This window comes from Primorskyibacter flagellatus (assembly GCF_048268605.1).
GTDB lineage: Bacteria > Pseudomonadota > Alphaproteobacteria > Rhodobacterales > Rhodobacteraceae > Primorskyibacter > Primorskyibacter flagellatus.
This window is the reverse complement of record NZ_JBLWVF010000003.1, coordinates 1-19,835: the sequence shown is the minus strand read 5'-3', so window position 1 is coordinate 19,835 and position 19,835 is coordinate 1. Positions and strand designations below refer to the sequence as shown.

At 60.9% G+C, this 19,835-nt stretch carries 19 protein-coding genes and 1 pseudogene; 11 read left to right on the top strand and 9 right to left on the bottom strand.

The genetic code is table 11. The annotated features are described in order from the left end of the window. Positions 1-88 precede the first annotated feature (88 nt). On the bottom strand, positions 89-904 hold the full coding sequence (gene dapB, locus ACN0WV_RS05170) for a 4-hydroxy-tetrahydrodipicolinate reductase (RefSeq protein WP_417604401.1): 816 nt from the start codon (positions 902-904) through the stop codon (positions 89-91). 83 nt (positions 905-987) lie between these two features. Here dapB and rbfA point away from each other — a divergent pair, with 83 nt between their 5' ends. From rbfA to rpsO, 6 genes are all read left to right on the top strand, one after another. Further along, positions 988-1,383, top strand: a complete 396-nt coding sequence (gene rbfA, locus ACN0WV_RS05165) for a 30S ribosome-binding factor RbfA (RefSeq protein WP_084352191.1) — start codon at positions 988-990, stop codon at positions 1,381-1,383. Then, on the top strand, positions 1,370-2,116 hold the full coding sequence (locus ACN0WV_RS05160) for a phosphodiester glycosidase family protein (protein WP_417604140.1): 747 nt from the start codon (positions 1,370-1,372) through the stop codon (positions 2,114-2,116). The genes rbfA and ACN0WV_RS05160 overlap by 14 nt, the downstream gene beginning before the upstream one ends. A 57-nt stretch (positions 2,117-2,173) precedes the next feature. Further along, positions 2,174-3,079 (top strand): tRNA pseudouridine(55) synthase TruB, encoded by a 906-nt coding sequence (gene truB, locus ACN0WV_RS05155; RefSeq protein WP_417604139.1) that lies wholly within the window; start codon positions 2,174-2,176, stop codon positions 3,077-3,079. Between the two features lie 289 nt (positions 3,080-3,368). Next, complete coding sequence (locus ACN0WV_RS05150; protein WP_417604138.1) at positions 3,369-3,956, top strand: DUF1643 domain-containing protein; 588 nt, start codon at positions 3,369-3,371, stop codon at positions 3,954-3,956. Between the two features lie 264 nt (positions 3,957-4,220). Beyond that, positions 4,221-5,249, top strand: coding sequence for a calcium-binding protein (locus ACN0WV_RS05145; protein ID WP_417604137.1), 1,029 nt, complete (start codon positions 4,221-4,223; stop codon positions 5,247-5,249). A gap of 174 nt (positions 5,250-5,423) precedes the next feature. Then, complete coding sequence (rpsO, locus tag ACN0WV_RS05140) at positions 5,424-5,693, top strand: 30S ribosomal protein S15 (RefSeq protein ID WP_084351546.1); 270 nt, start codon at positions 5,424-5,426, stop codon at positions 5,691-5,693. A gap of 171 nt (positions 5,694-5,864) precedes the next feature. Here rpsO and ACN0WV_RS05135 read toward each other — a convergent pair whose 3' ends face one another. Further along, complete coding sequence (locus tag ACN0WV_RS05135) at positions 5,865-6,299, bottom strand: universal stress protein (protein WP_417604136.1); 435 nt, start codon at positions 6,297-6,299, stop codon at positions 5,865-5,867. Between the two features lie 380 nt (positions 6,300-6,679). On the opposite strand from ACN0WV_RS05135, the gene pnp reads away from it, so the two are divergent. After that, on the top strand, positions 6,680-8,824 hold the full coding sequence (gene pnp, locus ACN0WV_RS05130) for a polyribonucleotide nucleotidyltransferase (protein WP_084351541.1): 2,145 nt from the start codon (positions 6,680-6,682) through the stop codon (positions 8,822-8,824). Positions 8,825-9,110: 286 nt separating this feature from the next. On the opposite strand, the gene ACN0WV_RS05125 is transcribed toward pnp, so the two are convergent. Continuing rightward, positions 9,111-10,151, bottom strand: coding sequence for a succinylglutamate desuccinylase/aspartoacylase family protein (locus ACN0WV_RS05125; protein WP_417604135.1), 1,041 nt, complete (start codon positions 10,149-10,151; stop codon positions 9,111-9,113). A gap of 124 nt (positions 10,152-10,275) precedes the next feature. Beyond that, positions 10,276-10,929, bottom strand: coding sequence for a peroxiredoxin (locus ACN0WV_RS05120; protein ID WP_084351536.1), 654 nt, complete (start codon positions 10,927-10,929; stop codon positions 10,276-10,278). A 135-nt stretch (positions 10,930-11,064) separates the two neighbouring features. Between ACN0WV_RS05120 and ACN0WV_RS05115 the strand changes: the two genes are divergently transcribed. Then, positions 11,065-12,513, top strand: a complete 1,449-nt coding sequence (locus ACN0WV_RS05115) for an aldehyde dehydrogenase family protein (protein WP_417604134.1) — start codon at positions 11,065-11,067, stop codon at positions 12,511-12,513. Positions 12,514-12,604: 91 nt separating this feature from the next. Here ACN0WV_RS05115 and ACN0WV_RS05110 read toward each other — a convergent pair whose 3' ends face one another. After that, positions 12,605-13,252: an RluA family pseudouridine synthase gene (locus ACN0WV_RS05110; protein ID WP_084351530.1), complete on the bottom strand. Its 648-nt coding sequence runs from the start codon at positions 13,250-13,252 to the stop codon at positions 12,605-12,607. A 153-nt stretch (positions 13,253-13,405) separates the two neighbouring features. Beyond that, entirely contained in the window at positions 13,406-14,305 is a 900-nt protein-coding gene (locus ACN0WV_RS05105; protein ID WP_417604133.1) for a homocysteine S-methyltransferase family protein, read from the bottom strand. Positions 14,306-14,495: 190 nt separating this feature from the next. Here ACN0WV_RS05105 and ACN0WV_RS05100 point away from each other — a divergent pair, with 190 nt between their 5' ends. Next, on the top strand, positions 14,496-15,155 hold the full coding sequence (locus ACN0WV_RS05100; RefSeq protein ID WP_084351525.1) for a histidine phosphatase family protein: 660 nt from the start codon (positions 14,496-14,498) through the stop codon (positions 15,153-15,155). A gap of 136 nt (positions 15,156-15,291) precedes the next feature. On the opposite strand, the gene ACN0WV_RS05095 is transcribed toward ACN0WV_RS05100, so the two are convergent. Genes ACN0WV_RS05095 through ACN0WV_RS05085 form a run of 3 tightly spaced genes read right to left on the bottom strand, consistent with a single transcriptional unit; the run spans position 15,292 to position 17,580 of the window. After that, positions 15,292-16,416 (bottom strand): CaiB/BaiF CoA transferase family protein, encoded by a 1,125-nt coding sequence (locus tag ACN0WV_RS05095; RefSeq protein WP_417604132.1) that lies wholly within the window; start codon positions 16,414-16,416, stop codon positions 15,292-15,294. Further along, positions 16,413-17,051: a DsbA family protein gene (locus tag ACN0WV_RS05090; protein ID WP_417604131.1), complete on the bottom strand. Its 639-nt coding sequence runs from the start codon at positions 17,049-17,051 to the stop codon at positions 16,413-16,415. The genes ACN0WV_RS05095 and ACN0WV_RS05090 overlap by 4 nt, the downstream gene beginning before the upstream one ends. 22 nt (positions 17,052-17,073) lie before the next feature. Beyond that, positions 17,074-17,580 carry a DUF721 domain-containing protein gene (locus ACN0WV_RS05085; protein ID WP_417604130.1) on the bottom strand — a complete coding sequence of 169 codons (507 nt, stop codon included), beginning with the start codon at positions 17,578-17,580 and terminating at the stop codon, positions 17,074-17,076. A gap of 91 nt (positions 17,581-17,671) precedes the next feature. On the opposite strand from ACN0WV_RS05085, the gene mutY reads away from it, so the two are divergent. Then, positions 17,672-18,718, top strand: a complete 1,047-nt coding sequence (mutY, locus tag ACN0WV_RS05080; protein ID WP_417604129.1) for an A/G-specific adenine glycosylase — start codon at positions 17,672-17,674, stop codon at positions 18,716-18,718. Between the two features lie 58 nt (positions 18,719-18,776). After that, positions 18,777-19,703: pseudogene (locus ACN0WV_RS05075) on the top strand (alkane 1-monooxygenase); the annotation flags it as partial. Positions 19,704-19,835: the final 132 nt, after the last annotated feature.

Genomic DNA, 19,835 nt, shown 5'->3' with positions numbered 1-19,835 from the left:
ACTTGGCCCACAGGCTCATACGCGCATCGTCGCCCGACACGCAGCGCGCATCAGGACCGCGGCGACACAAACACATCGCGCCCAACCGTCAGTCGTTCAGGCCCAGCACATCGATCATGTCATATTCACCAGGCGTCTTGTCCTGTCCCCACAGCGCCGCACGCAGCGCGCCACGGGCAAAAAGGGACCGGTCTGACGCGAGATGACGCAACACCAGCCGTTCACCCGGCCCGGCAAAGATCACGTCATGTTCGCCCACCACATCCCCGCCCCGGATCGCCGAAAACCCGATATCGCCTTTCTTGCGCGCGCCGGTAATGCCGTCTCGACCCCGATCAGAGACATCCTTCAGCGACACGCCTCGGCCCTCGGCCGCGGCCTCGCCCAGCATCAGGGCCGTGCCGGAAGGGGCATCGACCTTGCGGTTGTGATGCGCCTCCACCACTTCGATGTCGAACTCTTCGTCCAGCGCGGCGGCGACCCGTTTCGTCAACTGCACCAGAAGATTGACGCCAAGGCTCATATTGCCGGCCCGCACGATCACCGCGTGGTGGGCGGCGTGTTTGATCGCTTCCAGATCCTCGGGGGCCAAGCCGGTTGTGCCGATCACATGCACCGCACGGGCCTGCGCGGCGAGTCCCGCAAATTCCACCGTCGCGGCGGGCGAGGTGAAATCCACCACCGCCTGTGCGCGGGCAAACGCCTCCAGCGGATCATCCTCGACCAGCACGCCGACCGCCGCACTGCCCATCGCTTCGCCCACGTCACGACCGACCCAGTCATGGCCGGGTCGCTCCAACGCGCCCGTCAACTGCATCTTGTCGCTGTCGCCGATCATCCGGATCAGCATCTGCCCCATGCGGCCAGAGGCCCCTGTCACCACAATTCCCGGCAGGTCCGTCATCATCAGCTCTCCTTCGCTTTGCGCCTGCATATCGAAGCTGCGACCGCTTGGCAAAGCCCCTCGAAAGGCCTATGTGGCCAGTCATGGCAAAGAACCGTTTCTCCGAGGGCGCTGGCCCATCCCAAAGGCAACTTCGCGTCGGCGAGTTGATCCGGCGCACCCTGTCGGATGTGCTGGCCCGTGGCGATATCCACGATCCCGACCTCAATCGCATGTCAATCACGGTGGGCGAGGTGCGCACCTCGCCGGATCTGAAGGTGGCCACGGCGTATGTGCTGCCGCTTGGCGGCAAGGGGCAGGACGTGGTGCTGGACCTGCTGAAACGCAATCAGGGCGAGCTGCGACGCGCCGTTTCCAAGAAGTTGACGTTGAAATACGCGCCAGAGCTTCGGTTCCGTCTGGACGAGACATTCGACCGGATGGATGACACGCGCAGGCTGTTCTCGCAGGACGACGTGCGTCGCGATGTCGAAGACTAAGCGCGGAATCCTTGCAGCACTGTTTACCTGGCTGATCGCCGGTCCGGCACTGGCCCTTGATTGTCGCGACCTGTCTCACGAAGGCAATGACTATACGATCTGCGAGGCGGACGTGTCGAATGATGAGATCCGTTTGTTTCTCAATGCAGACGATGGGTCGCTCTACGGGCATTTCTCCGCCATCTCCGACGCTTTGGCCAAAGAGGGCGCGACGCTTGGCTTTGCAATGAATGGTGGCATGTACCATGACGACCGTTCGCCCGTCGGCCATTATGTCGAAAACGGGCAAGAACAGATGCGCGTGGTTCCCAATGCAGGCCCCGGCAATTTTGGCCTTCTGCCCAACGGCGTGTTCTGCATCCGCGACGGTCGTGCCGACGTGTTCGAAACGCTGGACTATGTGGACAGCGCCCCGGAGTGTCGATTTGCCACGCAATCCGGCCCGATGCTGGTGATCGACGGCGAGTTGCACCCGCGCTTTCTGCCCGACAGCACCTCGCGCTATATCCGCAACGGTGTCGGCACCGGGCCTGACGGCAAGCGCGTCGTGTTTGCAATCTCCAACAACGCCGTGACCTTTCACGAATTCGGCCTGCTGTTCCGGGATGTGCTGGATGTGCCCAACGCGCTGTTTCTGGATGGCAACATTTCGCGGATGTATTCACGGCAACTGAACCGCAGCGATTTTGGCTGGCGGTTGGGGCCCATCATCGGCGTGGTTGAACGGAATTGACGCCGCAGCGGGCATCCGCTAGGCCCGCGTTTCCTGTCCACACAGCTTGAGGATCCTATGGCACGCAAACGCAAGGGACGCGATATTTCCGGCTGGCTGGTGATCGACAAACCCGCCGGGCTGACCTCGACCGCCGTGGTCAACAAGGTTCGCTGGGCGATGCAGGCCAAGAAAGCCGGACATGCCGGCACGCTGGACCCCGAAGCAACCGGGCTGCTGGCAGTGGCGCTTGGCGAGGCAACCAAAACGGTGCCGTATATCACCGACGCGCTCAAGGCCTATGAGTTCACTGTCCGGCTGGGCCAATCCACCAACACCGATGACGCCGAGGGCGAAGTGATCGCGCAAAGCGATGCCCGCCCCACGGACGACGACATCAAGGACGCGTTGAGCGGTTTTGTCGGCGATATCATGCAGGTGCCGCCGCAATTCTCCGCCGTCAAGATCGACGGTGAACGCGCTTACAAGCGCGCCCGCGACGGCGAAGAGATGGAGATCGAGGCCCGTCCGCTTTGGGTCGAGGAACTGCTCCTGACCGACCGTCCGGATGCCGATACTGCGGTGCTTGAAATGACCTGCGGCAAGGGCGGTTATGTGCGTTCGATCGCGCGCGATCTGGGGGCGGCCCTTGGATGCCACGGCCATGTCGTCAGCCTGCGCAGGCTGTGGTCAGGCCCCTTTGATCTGGACGGCGCGCTGACAATGGACGAGGTCGAAAAACTGGCGCAAGATCCCGCGCTTGACGCGCATTTGCGCCCATTAGAGGTGGGTCTGGTTGATCTGCCCTGTGTGACCTGCCCCGCCGAATCCGCCGCGCGTCTGCGCAACGGCAACCCGGCTTTGGTGTTGGCCAGCGGCGTGGAATATGGCGACGAATGCTGGGCGGCGATGGACGGTGAAGCCGTTGCCGTGGGCCGCTACAAATCAGGCGAGCTGCACCCGAGCCGCGTTTTTGTCCGCTGAGCATCACACCGCGTTCCGGCTTGTGTTTATCAGCCCGGCAGGTCAGGTCTTGACCCATGTTGCGCCGTGAACACGATATTGCGGGCGGCCGGTCAGTGGCGCTTTATTCTGACGGCGTGCCCTCTCGCGGACGTGGAGTGCCGATGACGGCCAACTTGTTTTTGTGATAGCCCCCCCGCCGGCGAAGGGCGAAGCATTTCACGCACCAAAATGTGGTTTCTTCCATGAATTTCATGGACATGAAACGAAACCCCTGTGCTACTGACTGTTTCCTTCATCGGAGGAAAGAATGACAAAATTGAAGAAAAAGCATCTCGGCGACGAGGCGCACATGCTGCACGATCCCGGCGGCAAGGTTCGAATCAATCTTCCGGACGGTGTGATCGGTGGCGCGACCTACTCTCCATGTGGTCGGTACCGACAGGTCTTGACCCGCGACTGGACGCCAGAGGGCACAAAGCCGCGGACCATCATGTTCGTCGGCCAAAATCCCTCTGTCGCCACGGCCGAGGTTTCGGACCCGACCTGTGACAGGGAGGTTGGCTTCGCCAGACGGTGGGGCTTCACCCGATATGTGAAGACCAACATGTTGGACTGGCGCGCCACCGAGCCCAAGAACGTTCCACACGACCCTGAACTGGCGTGCAGCCAAGAAAATCTTGCGGCCATTCTTCGGGAAGTGGAGGATGCCGAGGAAGTTCTGCTGGCCTACGGAAAACTACATAAGCGCTTCGTGCCAATCGTCGGGAAGACGCTGGACGCGCTCAAAAAAACCGGAAAGCCGCTCAACTGTTTGAAACTGAACAAGGACGGGTCAGCTGGCCATCCTCTTTATATCAGCAGCGCGACCGAGCGCTTTCCATTTCCCGAGGCCTGACAAGCCGATCTCAAAGAAATCCGGCCAGTCCCATCCACGCCCTCCACCATGACCACCAATGAAACGCGCGCGCATGTCGCGTTTCTCCAACGGGCCTCGAAGTGTCCCCGACATGGACGAACCACCTCACACCCCCCAAACGGTTCACCCGCAAATCTGGCAGATGACCAATACCTAAACGCGCTATTTACCTGCTTATAGAGTGGGCGTTGAAATCTTCGACACTCAGCGAAATCATGTCAGCGGGTATTTACGGGGTGTGTCATGCTTATGTTGGCGGGTTTGATGGGGATGATGGTGCTTGGTTCCGTCGTTCTGGTTTCGGATGACGGTTTGACCGACCAGGAACCTCCTGAAGGCAAAGATGATGAGGAAGAGGCTACCAGACCCGACGGCGCGGATGCGCTTTCAGTCGTTGTCAACAAGGACGGCACGGACGCTATCGAACCTTCGACTGATGGTACTTCAACCCTCGATCAGTTCATTCGCACGGAACCCGCAGCTTATGCCAACGAAGGTTCCGCCGACGCCAACGTTATCGATGGCAATGACGCAGACCGAATGATGAACGGTTTCGCTGGGCACCACATGATAGACGGCACCGATGGCGAGGATCAGATACGCGGGGAAGGCGGCGATGATACGCTGAACGGCGGTGACGGCGACGATACGCTTTATGGCGGCGACGAGAACGACGTGCTGCATGGCGGCACCGGGGCGGACGATCTTTACGGAAATGACGGTGCCGACATCATATTCGGCGAACAGGGTGCCGATTCGGTAAATGGCGGCCTTGGCAATGATACGCTTGACGGCGGCAGCGGCAACGACGCGCTGCACGGACGACATGACGACGATCGAATCACCGGCGGCGAAGGCGAAGATACCCTGTTTGGCGGATGGGGCGACGATACGCTCGACGGACGGGACGACCAGCGTGATTATCTGAACGGCGGGGATGGCGACGATCATATACGCGCTGGGGCTGATGACATCGCAAGCGGCGGCGAAGGCGCGGACAGCTTCTACTTCTCTCAGATAGAAACCGGTCAGGACGCTGCCCAACTGATGGATTTTGACCCGGCCGAGGACATGCTGGTCGTGCTTTACGGTGACGACGCGGCGGATGTCGATCCAGACATACAGATCGAACCGGATGAAAAGGATGCCTCGCAGGTCAATCTGACCGTCAACGGCGTGGTCGTGGCCCGGATGAACAGTGACGACGCCCCTTCGGTCAATCAAGTCGTCCTTATGTCAGAGGCAAGCGCCAACAGCTTGTTCGGCCCTTAGACCAGCCGCCTGTCACGGTACTGGAAAAGCCACGCGTTTTCTCTTTCCATCCTTTTCGATCTGCCCTATACGCGCGCATTCGCCCCGGCATCTGTCTGGGCGAAACTGCTCCACGGGCCTTGCTGGACGACATCCCGGCTCGCGCCATTCACACAAACCCTAAAGGAGACCCCGATGTCGATCACTGCTGAAGAAAAAACACGCCTGATGAAAGAATACGCGACCAAGGAAGGCGATACCGGTTCGCCCGAAGTACAGGTTGCCATTCTGACCTCGCGTATCACTACGCTGACCGAGCACTTCAAGACCCACAAGAAGGATAACCACTCGCGTCGTGGCCTTCTGATGATGGTTGCTCAGCGCCGCAAGTTGCTGGACTACCTCAAGGCCAACGACGAGGCTCGCTATCAGGATCTTATCAAGCGTCTGGGCATCCGCCGCTAAGCCACGCCCTCGTCGGCACCTCGCCGAGCGGACGTAATCTGGATTTGCTATTGGAAACGCCCGCCGCCGCGCGGGCGTTTGCCTGAGAACGACCTCCGAAAGTCACGCGTGACATCAAAATGGCGACCGAAACCTCATTCGACCGCCGTTCCGAAATCTGCACAAGATCATTTATCTGACCGTCAGAACGGGACAGGACGAATGCGCAGTTAGCTTCTGCGAGATACTGCCCTGTAGAAGGCCGCGGAGGTTTCCTAGACCACGGCTTCCCGAGACGATCAGGTCCACGCCGTTCTGCTCGGCGTAACCGAGGATGGACTCGGTCGTGTCACCCGTCAGGATACTGGTCGCGTCCGCTTCGTGCCCGGCGTCTTTGGCCCAAGCCTGCGCCTTTTCCATAACTGGCTTGCCAAGCGCTTCAATACGCTCATGCGTTGGCAAGACCCCCAGCGACCCGCTGCCGAGAGACAGGGTCTTGATCTCAATCTGGGGCGCATGCACGATGTGCAGCGATGCCTTGTATTTTTCGGCAATGTCACTTGCATAGCGGACCGCGCGTTGGGAATGTTCCGAACCATCCACGGCGACCAGAATGTTGGTGAACATGGAATCGCTCTCCTTTTTTGTTTACCAATCACATGCCTTGGCAAAGCACGACAGAAGCTTGCGCTGGATCAAACGAGTACAGGACCTTCTGACTGCGAGTTTTACACGCTCATATCACGACCGCATGAAACCAGCCAGCGGACAAGTATAGTTGGCAATGCCGCCCCGATCCTTGTCACACTGCGCCTGACACACGGTCCTTTGAAGCCTCTCTTTCGATGAACTCTTCCCATCAAGCCCCGCTTGATGTATGGCCCGCGCATCTGAGACGTGACGCCCTGACCCTGGCGCATGCGATGATGATGGGGTCGGCGGCAATGGGGCCGCTATGCAATCGGGAGACCCGGAGGGCCGGGAGTGCTCCCTACAGGAAACGATATATGTTTAATGTAACGACGAAATCAATGCAGTGGGGCGAGGAAACGCTGACACTGGAAACGGGCAAGGTTGCCCGTCAGGCGGATGGCTCGGTCATCGCCACTTTGGGCGAAACAAGCGTGATGGCCAACGTCACCTTCGCGAAGGCGCCCAAGCCCGGTCAGGACTTCTTTCCGCTGACCGTGCATTACCAGGAAAAATACTACGCTGCGGGTAAAGTGCCCGGCGGCTTCTTCAAGCGCGAAGCGCGTCCGACCGAAAAGGAAACGCTGACCGCGCGCCTGATCGACCGTCCGATCCGTCCGCTTTTCGTTCCGGGCTTCAAGCATGAAGTTCTGGTGATGTGCACCGTGCTCAGCCACGATCTGGTCAACGATCCCGATGTGGTTGCCATGATCGCGGCCTCTGCTGCGCTGACCATTTCCGGCGCGCCCTTCATGGGCCCGATTGCCGGCTGCCGCGTGGGTTATGTGGATGGCGATTATATCCTCAACCCCGAAGTCGAGGACATGCAGAACCTGCGCAACAACCCAGAGCAGCGGCTCGACCTGATTGTTGCCGGCACCAAAGACGCGGTGATGATGGTGGAATCGGAAGCCTACGAGCTGTCCGAAGAGGAAATGCTGGGCGCCGTCACTTTCGCACATGAGCAGATCCAGCCGGTGGTCGACCTGATCGTCAGCCTTGCCGAAGAAGCCGCAAAAGAGCCGTTCGACTTCCAGGCACCCGATTACTCGGACCTTTATGCTGCGATCAAGGCGGCGGGCGAGGACAAGATCCGGGCCGCTTACGCGATCACCGACAAGCAGGAACGCACCACAGCCGTTGCCGATGCCAAGGACGCGATCAAGGCGGCCCTGACCGAAGAACAGCTTGAGGATGCGAACCTCGGTTCCGCGCTGAAAAAGCTGGAAGCGTCGGTTCTGCGCGGCGATGTCGTCAAGACAGGCAAGCGCATCGACGGTCGCGCACTGGACACGGTCCGCCCGATTGTCAGCGAAACCGGCTTCTTGCCCCGGACGCATGGCTCTGCCCTGTTCACCCGTGGTGAAACTCAGGGCTTGGTCGTGACCACGCTGGGCACCGGCGACGACGAACAGATGATCGACGCGCTGCATGGCACCTACAAATCCAACTTCATGCTGCATTACAACTTCCCCCCCTACTCGGTGGGCGAAGTGGGCCGCGTATCCGGACCGGGCCGCCGTGAGATCGGTCATGGTAAGCTGGCATGGCGCGCGCTTCAGGCGGTTCTGCCTGCCGCGACGGATTTCCCTTACACGATCCGTATCGTGTCAGAGATCACCGAATCCAACGGCTCCAGTTCCATGGCATCGGTCTGCGGCGGTTCGCTGTCGATGATGGATGCGGGTGTTCCGCTGAAATCGGCTGTTGCCGGTGTTGCGATGGGTCTGATCCTTGAGGATGACGGCTCTTACGCGATCCTGACCGACATCCTTGGCGACGAAGATCACCTCGGTGACATGGACTTCAAGGTTGCGGGTACGGAAAACGGCATCACGTCGCTGCAGATGGACATCAAGGTTGCGGGCATCACGCCCGAGATCATGCAGAAAGCCCTGGCGCAAGCCAAGGACGGCCGGATGCACATTCTGGGCGAGATGTCCAAGGCGCTGACCGGTGCTGCGGAATTCTCTGTCCACGCGCCGCGTATTGAGACGATGCAGATCCCCACCGACAAGATCCGTGAAGTGATCGGGTCCGGCGGTAAGGTGATCCGCGAGATAGTCGAACTGTCGGGTGCCAAGGTCGATATCAACGACGACGGCATCATCAAGATCGCATCGCCCAACGGCGAGGCCATCCAGAAGGCCTATGACATGATCCATTCGATCGTGGCGGAGCCGGAAGAGGGCAAGGTCTACAAGGGCAAGGTCGTGAAGATCGTTGATTTCGGCGCCTTCGTGAACTTCTTCGGCAAGCGTGACGGCCTTGTGCATGTCAGCCAGATCGAGAACCGTCGCCTGAACCATCCTTCGGACGTTCTGAAAGAAGGCCAGGAAGTGTTCGTCAAGCTGTTGGGCTTTGACGATCGCGGCAAGGTGCGTCTGGCGATGAAGATGGTCGATCAGGAAACCGGCGAAGAAGTCGCCGAAGAGAAAAAGAGCGAAAACGCCGACGGCTGAAGCCGCTCCGTTTAAGTGACACGAAAGGCCCCGGTCGAAAAACCGGGGCCTTTTTTGCGTCGAGGGACGCGGCTTGCTAACCCTTTGCTAACCAAATCATCGCAACGTTGGGGCAGAACTCGTGTTCGAAAATGCTGCCATGTTGTCTCCCAACACTCAGCAAGATACCGGTGCAATCTTCCACCCAAGGGAAGGGCGCGCCATTGGTCCCGGAAGGCACGCCGGGGCCAAACACATCTACAGAACCGCAGCCGGGCGCAAATCATAGCGCCAGACGGGTGGTTTCTCAGATGATTTCGTCCTCATCAAACAGCGGTGCTGCGTCCATCGTCTCGGCAATGCCTTGCGACGCGGCTTCGGCATGGGCGATCTTCTTCGCCAATCCGATGTGAAACAGCGCATCACCCTCGTTGACAATCGGCAGGTTGGTTCGGCCGATCACGATGCCCGGCGCGTCGGCGATCACTTCGGTCTCGGCCTCGCCGAACGGATCAGAGATCAGACCCAGAACCGCGCCCTCTTCTACATAGTCTCCACTGGCTTTCAAAGTCCGCAGCAAACCGCCCATAGGTGCCCGTGACCAGCTTGACCGCTCGCAATAGACGGGCTGGCGTCGTGCACGGGGCACACCTTTTGCCCCGACCATGCCAAGCTTGTGCATGACCCGCAGGATGCCGGACACTCCTGCCCGCGCGGCATATTCGTCAAAACGCAGGCCTTCGCCCGCCTCGTATAGCAACACGTCAACGCCAAGCGCCTCGGCCTCTTGCCGCAGCGAGCCGTCTCGCAGTTTCGATGTCATGGTGACCGGGGCGGCAAACGCCTCGCCCAATTCGCGCAGCCGGTCATTGCCGGGCGTCAGGCGGATCTGTGGCAGATTGGTGCGCCCCACAGCGGCAGAATGCAGATCTATCCCGACATCGCAGCGCTGAACGATTTCCGTCAGGAACAGATGCGCCAATCGCGCGGCCAGCGATCCTTCGGAATGGCCCGGAAAGGACCGGTTCAGGTCGCGACGGTCGGGCAGATAGCGCGATTGCGAAATGAACCCGAATGCGTTCACGATCGGCACAGCGATCAGCGTACCGGACAGCCGTTGCACCGGGGCCGCGCGCAACAGGCGGCGCACGATCTCGGCACCGATCACCTCGTCCCCATGTACCAGCGCCGACACGAACATCACCGGACCATCCTTTCGGCCGTGAATGACATGCGCTGACATATTGACCGGCGTGTGATCCGACAACACGCTGACCGGCAGATCCACCGTCTGGCGCGTTCCCGGTGCGATCGTCGCATCGCCAAGCTGCATGCTGTCGCGTGTCATTCCGTTCCTCCGTCTATGCCTGATGGGTCGGAGGATAGAATCAGGGCAATGCCATAATCACAACACAAAAAAAGCCCGGAGCGGACATCAGTGCCCGCTCCGGACCGATCAGGTCACATTTGGGTCAGCCGGGTGTCTTGGCCATGCGCAGATAGGGAAGGACGGTCTTGAACTCTCCGAACTTCTCTTTCGCGGCAGCCTCGTCGAAACTGGTGGGGATGACCACGTCATCGCCGACATTCCAGTTGGCCGGGGTCGCGATCGTATGCTTGGCCGCCGTCTGCAACCCGTCCAGTGCGCGCAGCACTTCAGCAAAGTTGCGCCCCACATTCATCGGGTAGGTCATCGACAGTTTCAGCTTCTTGTCCGGCCCGATGATAAAGACGGCGCGCACGGTGGCGCTGTCATTCGGGGTGCGGCCATCGGGCATATAGGCCTCGGCGGGCAGCATGTCGAAGGCTTTGGACACTTCCAGCCCGTCATCGGCGATGATCGGAAAACCGGCGCTGGTACCCGCGACCTTCTCGATATCCTTTTTCCAGCCCTTATGCTCTTCGACGCTATCGACAGACACGCCGATCACCTTGGTGCCGCGCTTTTCCCATTCGTCGGAAAGCTGGGCAACCGCACCGAACTCTGTCGTGCAGACCGGGGTGAAATCCTTGGGATGACTGAACAGGATTGCCCAGTTGTCACCGATCCAGTCATGGAACTGAATCGTTCCGTGATCGGTTTCTGCTGTGAAATCAGGTACTGTATCGTTGATGCGCAAGCCCATGAGGAAACTCCTTTGCGAGTATGAAGGCGAAACGTTGTAACAATGATATATTTATCCGCAGCCGGGTTAAAACCGGTCGCTTGCGGGTTATGTCTTGCAGTGACAGAGTGCCGCGGAAACTCAGGAGGTCAAGCAATGATCGAGAAAAGACAATTCTACATCAACGGTGAATGGGTGGATCCGAAAGAGGGTCGCGATCATCAGGTCATCAACCCCACGACCGAAGAACCCTGCGCGGTGATCTCGCTGGGCGGACAGGCTGACACCAATGCCGCTGTCGCCGCTGCCAAAGCCGCGTTTCCTGCTTGGATGGCAACCGACCCCGCGCAGCGTATCGCGCTGGTCGAGAAGCTGCTGGAGATCTACAACGACCGTGCGGAAGAAATGGCACAGGCCATGAGCGTCGAGATGGGCGCACCAATTGACATGGCGCGCAGCCAACAGGTCGGTGCCGGAACCTTCCACACCCAGAATTTCATCCGGGCCGCGAAGGAATTCGATTTCGTCCGCAAGCTCAACGACCAATCGCCGAACGATCGTATCATCTATGAACCGGTGGGCGTGGCAGCGCTGATCACCCCGTGGAACTGGCCGATGAACCAGGTCACGCTGAAGGTGATCGCAGCGGCTGTTGCGGGATGCACGATGGTGCTGAAGCCGTCCGAGGAAAGCCCGCTGAACGCGCTGCTGTTTGCCGAGATGGTGGATGCAGCCGGTTTCCCGGCAGGCGTGTTCAACCTTGTGAATGGCGATGGCGCGGGCGTGGGCTCTCAGCTTTCGGCGCATGAGGATGTGGACATGGTCAGCTTCACCGGCTCGACCCGTGCGGGCAAGCTGATTTCCAAATCCGCTGCCGATACGCTCAAGCGCGCGCATCTGGAACTGGGGGGCAAGGGCGCCAACCTGATTTTCGCCGACGCCGATGAAACCGCCGTGAAGCGCGGCGTGTTGCACATGATGAACAATACCGGGCAAAGCTGTAACGCACCCAGCCGGATGATGGTCGAGGCGTCCGCCTATGATCGCGCTGTCGAAACCGCAACAGAGGTTACCAACAAAGTCACCGTGGGGCCTGCATCGGAAGAGGGTCGCCATATCGGGCCTGTCGTGAACGAGACCCAGTTCGGCAAGATCCAGGATCTGATCCAGAAGGGCATTGACGAAGGCGCGCGGCTGGTTGCAGGTGGGCCGGGGCGGCCCGATGGCATGAACCGCGGCTTTTTCGTGCGCCCCACGGTCTTTGCCGACGTAACGCCGGACATGACCATCGCCCGTGAAGAGATCTTCGGGCCGGTCCTGTCGATGATGAAGTTCGAGACGGAAGAGGACGCGGTTCGTCTTGCGAATGATACGCCTTACGGGCTGACCAACTATGTCCAGACGCAGGATGGCGCACGCGCCAACCGTCTGGCGCGACAGCTTCGGTCCGGCATGGTCGAGATGAACGGTCAGAGCCGGGGTGCCGGCGCGCCCTTTGGCGGCATGAAGCAATCCGGCAATGGCCGCGAAGGCGGCGTCTGGGGGATCGAGGATTTCCTGGAGGTCAAAGCCGTCGGTGGCTGGTCCAACGACGCCGCCGAATAGTCGACTGGCGTGCCGGGGTGGGGCTATGCCCCACTCCGGCTCGGCGACGTCCTGAGGGCATTTCAACAGCGGAAACGCGCTACGGCTGTCCCTAAAATGGTGCCGGGCTGCGGAATTTCATGCCGATGCCGCCCTCGGGATGACGCAGGCGCAATTCTTCAGAATGCAGCATCATCCGGGGATGCTCTGCAACGCTGTCAGCGGCATAAAGCGGATCGCCGAGAATCGCGTGGCCGAGTGACAGCATATGCACCCGCAACTGGTGACTCCGCCCGGTCTTGGGCATCAGGTGGACGCGGCTTTCGCTATCATCCGCCCGTATCACACGCCAATCGGTCAGCGCATTGCGCCCGTTTTCATGGTCGATCATCTGGCGCGGACGGTTTGGCCAGTCAACGCCAATGGGCAGGTCGACCGTACCGGTTTTCGGCTCCAGCCGCCCGGCGACGCGGGCAAGATAGGTCTTTTTCGTCTGACGCTTCTCGAATTGCAGCCCAAGATGGCGTTGCGCATGCGGGGTCAGCGCAAATACCATGACCCCCGAGGTGTCACGATCCAGCCGATGCACCAACAGCGTCTGGGGAAAGGCCTCTTGCAACCGGGTGAGCAGGCAGTCGGCAAGATGTTCGCCCTTGCCCGGCACAGACAGCAGGCCCGCTGGCTTGTCGGCCACTACGATCTGGTGGTCTTCATGCAGGATATTTAGCGGATCGGTCGGGGGGGTGTAATCGCTGGCCATGACAGCGTGCTTACTGCGCATGTTGCGCAGCGTCCAGCGGCACCATCAACAGCCCACGGCATAACGCCGCTGTTCGCCTGCGTCCTCACAACCTGTGTCCTGCCCCCAATGCGTCAGCGTATCAAAAATGCATGGGGCATTATAATTTTTCAGTCAAACGATGCGGTGACCTGCGGTACGCAGCCGCATGGCCAGCTCTGCGATATGGGCAGGGCCAACCTCGCAACAGCCGCCGACAATACTGGCGCCCTGATCGACCCAGCCCATGGCAAAATCGGCATAGGCGGCGGGAGTCAGATCCACGCGGTCCTGAAGCACGTCCACTGTCGGACGGTCTTGCAGGAACGCCTCCGTGATCCGCACAAACCCGTTGGCAAAGGCACCGAACGGCGTGCCGAACCTGCGCAGGATCTCCAGCGCGGGGGCCACGGATTCAGGCCGTGTGCAGTTGATCAACACGGCCTGCGGGGCGTGACGGGCGACAATCGGTGCCACCTCTTCCAATTGCTCGCCAGAGCGCAGGCGGGTGCCGTCCTCATCCATCACGCTCAGCGCAAGCCAAGCGGGCTTGCCGCTGCGGGCAATCGCGCGCAGCGCGCCATCGGCCTGATCGACCGAGGACATGGTCTCGGCGATGAACAGATCCACGAAAGGCGCAAGTCCCGCGACGGTGGGGCGGTATGCCTTCGCTGCCTCTGACGCAGGCGGGCACAGATCCGGACGGTAGGACGCGGCCAGCGGCCCCAGGGCACCCGCCACGCGCCCTGCCCCATGCGCATCGCGCGCCGAAACAGCCGCCCCCGCCGCAAGATGCAGCAGGGCGTCCAACTGATCCTCAATCCCCGCCGCGCGCAGACGGTCGGCCACGACCGGGTAGCTATTGGTGGTCGCTACCGTGGCACCGGCATTAAAATACGCATCGTGCAATTCTCGCAGAAGCTGCGGATGCTCGACCATGACAGAGGTCGACCATAATGGTGTTGGCGGCTCTGCCGAACGGATGACCAGCTCTTGCCCGATAGAGCCATCCAGAAGCGTTACATCCTGTTTCATGGCACTTTCCTTATGGACGCGTTCCGACACCGGACTGACAGCGCAACCCACAGCCGACATGTCGGATTGCTGAGTGTGACATAACACCGGCGGACCGCAGGGACGCAAATGGAAACTGGAATCCTTTGCCACCCTTCCCTTCCGCGCGACGCTCCCCTATTGCGTCAGCCCAAGGAAACGGAGCACTCACATGTCGCATGTCATTCTGATCCGGCACGGTCAGGCCAACACCGCCGCCCGCGACGAACGCAACTATGATCGGCTAAGCGATCTTGGCTGGCAGCAGGCCCGGTGGCTGGGAGCGCATCTGCGTGGAACGGGCGAGCGATTTGCGCGCAGCTATACCGGGACGCTGACGCGGCATGTCGAGACCAACAAGGGCATCGACCCTGATTGTGTCGCGGAAACGGTCCGCGATCCGCGCCTGAACGAGCTGGAATATTTCACCATGGCGCAGTTATTTGCCGAACAGCACGGTCAAACGGTGCCAGAGGACCGCGAAGGGTTCATCGACCACCTGCCACAGCTTTTCGGGGCGTGGAAAGATGGCATGCTGAAGGGCGCGCCGGAGAGCTTTGACAATTTCGAAAACCGCGTCGGTGAAGCGCTGCACGAGATCTCCGCAGGAGACGGCCGGGCCATTGTCGTGACCTCGGGCGGACTGATCGGCATGGCGATGCGGGTGACAATGCGGCTGGATATGGCGGCGTTTTCGCATGCCTGTCTGGCCATCAAGAACACGTCGCTGCATGCGTGGCAGCCGCTATCCACCGGCCTTGCGCTGACCCAGTTCAACGCGACGCCGCATCTGGAAACTCCGGACCGGCAATTCGCGCAGACGCATCTTTAGTCGCTGACTTTGCCCGGATTTCCGGCGGTAACGCGTCCTGCATCGTCGTGGCCGCGACTATGATCCCACGCTTGTGACGGTCCCTTGCCCTTTCCTGACGAAGGGGACGGCTTACGTAAAACAGGCAGTCCGCCCTTCAGGGCTTGCCCAGCTTTGGCGACGCCCGATCCAGTGCCAGATCGGCATCCGAGAAGCGGAAGGGCGAGCGGATGCCGGGGATGCCCTCGGGTGCGATCTGCATGCCTCGGGACTGGATCTGGGGGTCGGCCATGACCTCGGCCATGTCGTTGATCGGGCCGGCCGGTATGCCCTGTGCTTCGCAGGCCGCCAGCAGGGACAGCTTGTCGAAACGGCGCGTCGCTTCGGTCAGGTGCCGGGTCAGTTCCTCGCGGTTTTGCACGCGGTCCGCGTTGGTCAGGTAGGCGGGGTCTTCGGCCAATGCCTCCAGCCCCAAGGCCGCACAAAGCCTGCGGTATTGCGCGTCATTGCCGGTCGCGATGATGATATGGCCATCCGAGCAGTCAAACACCTGATAGGGCGTCAGATTGGGATGAAGATTGCCGATACGCCCCGGCGGCGTACCCGTCGCCAGATAGTTCATCGCCTGATTCGCGGTGGCAGCGACGGCGCAATCCAGCAGCGCCATGTCGATATGCTGGCCCTTGCCGGTCTGGCCGCGCTGGTGCAGCGCCGCCAGAATACCGGTGACCGAATACAGCCCGGTGAACAGATCGGTGATCGCTACGCCTGCGCGCTGCGGCTGCCCATCGGGGTCGCCGGTGATCGACATCAGCCCGGACATGCCCTGAATGATATAGTCGTAGCCCGCCCGATGCGCATAGGGGCCGTCCTGGCCGAAACCGGTGATCGAACAATAGATAAGGCCGGGATTGACCTTTACCAGACTGGCATAATCCAGCCCGTATTTCGCCAGCCCGCCGACCTTGAAATTCTCGATCAGGATGTCGGCATCCTTGACCAAAGCGCGCAGTTCCGCCTGACCATCGGCGCTTGCAATATCAATCACGACAGAGGATTTGCCGCGGTTGCAGGCATGGAAATAGGCCGCCGTCCGCTCGCCTTCGCGGTCGATAAAGGGCGGGCCCCAGGCGCGCGTGTCATCGCCAGCCGCAGCCTCGACCTTGGTGACGTCGGCACCCAGATCCGCAAGCGTCTGACCGGCCCAGGGGCCGGCCAGAATACGGGCGAGTTCGATGACCTTCAGACCGGCCAGCGGCCCGTTTGGGGCCGAAACGTTCATTCCGACAGTGCTTTGTCCAGCAGGGCCGACAGCTCTGCGTAGTTCATATTGGGGTGCTTTTCACCATTGATGAACAGCGTGGGCGTCGAGCTTACATCATCGGCGGTTGCGTTTTCCTGATACCATGCGACCAGCGCACGCAACTTGCCTGCATCGTTCAGGCAGGCGTCAAGTGCATCATTTTCAATGCCAGCCAGCAATCCAATCTTGCGCAGCTCTCCGGCAATGGCCCCATCGCCGCCCGCACGGGCCCATTCGCTCTGGCCCTTGAACATCAGTTCGGTGATGCCGAAGAATTTCTCTGGCCCCGCGCAACGCGCGATCATCGACGCCCAGACGCCGTATTTGTCGAAATAGACCTCGCGGAAGACGAACTTGACCTTGCCGGTATCAATATAATCCGCCTTAAGCTGCTTATACGGCCCCTCGTGAAAGTTGGCGCAATGCGGGCAGGTGAAAGACGCGTATTCCATCACGGTCACCGGCGCGTCCTCGGCACCCTGCACCATTTCGACAATCTCGATCTGGGGGTCTTCGGCCGCTGTCTGCGCGCGTGTCGTTGCGGGCAGAACGGCGACAAGCCCGGCGGTTGCAAGAAACAGCGCAGCGGCTGCGGTGGAAAGAATGCGGGTCATACGTGACCTCCAGTTTGGTGTTTTAGCGTTTGGGCCGGGACAGAACATTCTGTCCTAGCCGTTCGAGAGCGGCGCGCAGCCCCTCGTCAGCAACACCGTCCGCAGTCTCTGCGGCGGCGCGGGTGATGGTCGGATCGGGCACCTTTGGGGTGGCTCTGGCTGCATGGGTGAATTGCACCTGACCGTCGGCAAAGCCGGTGGCCGCCGTTTGCGTGATCCGGATTCGCGCGATCGCATTGAAGCCGTAGACCGCGTTGACCCGTCCCCGAATGGTTTCCTTCTGCATTTCCAGCATCGGTGCCTGGGCACCGGTGGTCAACAGCGTCAAGGTGGCCCCCATGCCGCTACGGCCATAGCTGATCTCGACCGGACGGGACATCGCCGCGACGTCTTCGCCGGCGATCTCGGCCCAATGGGTCAGCACACGCGATTGCGCAAAACCGCGGCTTTCGCTGGCCTTGCTGATCCGGCTGCGCAACAAGGACGATGTGCGCGCGAATCCGTAAGTGCTGGTGTTGCGTTGGCTCATGCCTTGAATCCCTTGCCTCGTCGCTATTGTAGTGGGCCGTGCGGCGCATACCAGCCCCGATCTGTTCCGCTGCCCTGAAGGAGGCTAAAGTTTGCGTGATCCCGCCCCGGTGCAAGACCTGCTTGATTGGTACGACCGCAACGCGCGGCGGATGCCTTGGCGCATCAGCCCGGCTGATCGGCGTGCAGGCATTCGCCCCGACCCCTACCGCATCTGGCTGTCCGAGGTGATGTTGCAACAAACCACTGTCGCGGCTGTAAAATCCTACTATGAGGCGTTTACCTCGCGCTGGCCCACGGTCACCGATCTGGCGGCTGCCGAGGATGCAGCTGTCATGGCCGCTTGGGCGGGGCTTGGCTATTACGCGCGCGCGCGAAACCTGCTGAAATGCGCGCGCGCCGTCGCGGAAGATCACGCAGGCGTGTTTCCCGATACCCGCGAAGGGCTGCTGTCCCTTCCTGGCATCGGACCATACACGGCGGCGGCCGTCTCCGCGATTGCATTTGACCTGCCCGAAACCGTGGTGGACGGGAATGTCGAGCGCGTGATGGCGCGGCTGCACGATGAACACACGCCGCTGCCGACGGCCAAACCGATCCTGACCCAGATGGCCACGGCACTGACACCGCAGGACCGGCCCGGCGATTATGCGCAGGCGGTGATGGATCTGGGGGCCACGATCTGTACCCCGCGCAAACCTGCCTGCGGGATTTGCCCCTGGCGAACGGCCTGCGCCGCGTGGGAGGCAGGCACCGCAGCGGAACTGCCCAAAAAGCTGCCCAAAAAGCGCAAGCCGACCCGGCTGGGCATCGCTTACCTTGCCCGCCGCGTCGATGGCGCGTGGCTGCTGGAACGGCGGCCGGACAAGGGGCTGCTGGGCGGAATGCTGGGCTGGCCCGGTTCGGATTGGGGCGAGACCCCGCAAGAGGACCCGCCGATTCGCGCCGAATGGCGTGAGGTGCCAGCCGAGGCGCGCCACACTTTCACGCATTTTCACCTTCGCCTAACGGTCAAGACGGCGCTTGTGCCGATGGATCGGGCACCCTTACGCGGCACATTTGTTGAATCGCCCGACTTCAGGCCCACGGACCTGCCGACGGTCATGCGCAAGGCGTTTGACCTTGCGAAAGATGCCTGATCCGGGCCTTTGCCGGGCCGCACCCAGACGCTAGACTTGGCGCGACAAGGGGCATGGCATGACCGATCAGACAACACTCCCAGCATCCGAGGTGGCAAGGATCGGCCGCGCGCTGCCGTTCTGGCTTTCGCTGGCGCTGATCCCGATGGTCTGGCTGGGCGCAACGCAAGGCGGCTGGTGGCTGATCCTGCCGCCCGTGTCGTCTTGGTTTCTGTTTTCTGCGCTGGATGTGGCCTTTGGGTTGAACACCCAGAACGCCGATCCGGATACTTCCGACGCTGACCTGTTCTGGTATCGCCTCGTCACACTGATCTGGGTGCCGTTGCAGTTCACTTCGCTGTTTGCGCTGATCTGGTACGCTACAAGCACAGACCACCTGTCGGGCGGCGAGAAGGTTGCGTTGTTTTTCGGGGTCGGCGTGATGACCGGCACGGTCGGCATCAATTACAGCCACGAGCTGATGCATCAAAAGGCCCGGTGGGAACGTTGGCTGGGCGATCTGTTGCTGGCCATGGTGCTTTATTCGCATTTCCGATCAGAGCATCTGTTGGTGCATCACCGCTATATCGGCACGCCGCGTGATCCGGTGACGGCGCGCTACAATGAAGGGTTTCACCGCTTTTATCCGCGTGTCCTGCGCCAATGCTGGCGCTCGGCCTTCGGCGCGGAAAAGGCGATGCTGGCCCGTAAGGGCAAGCCCTGGACTGACCGCAGCAACCCGTTCTGGCGCTACTGGGCGCTTCAAGCCGCGATGCTGTCGCTTGCGGCGCTGCTGGGCGGCTGGCTGGGTCTGGGTCTGTTCCTGGTGCAGGCCGGGGTCGCGATTTGGCAGCTGGAACTGGTCAATTATATCGAACATTACGGCCTGACCCGCAAACATCTGGGCGACGGCAAATACGAACATGTCAAACCGCGCCATTCGTGGAATGCGGCGCACAAGGCCTCGAACTGGCTGCTGATCAACCTGCAACGCCATTCCGACCATTGACCTGCCATGGGATTTTTCCTCCACCGTCGATTAGAGTCCGACCCAACCTGAGGACGGACAATGAAGCGAACGAGATTCACGGACGAGCAGATCATCGGCATCCTGACCGAGCATGAGGCAGGCGCAAAG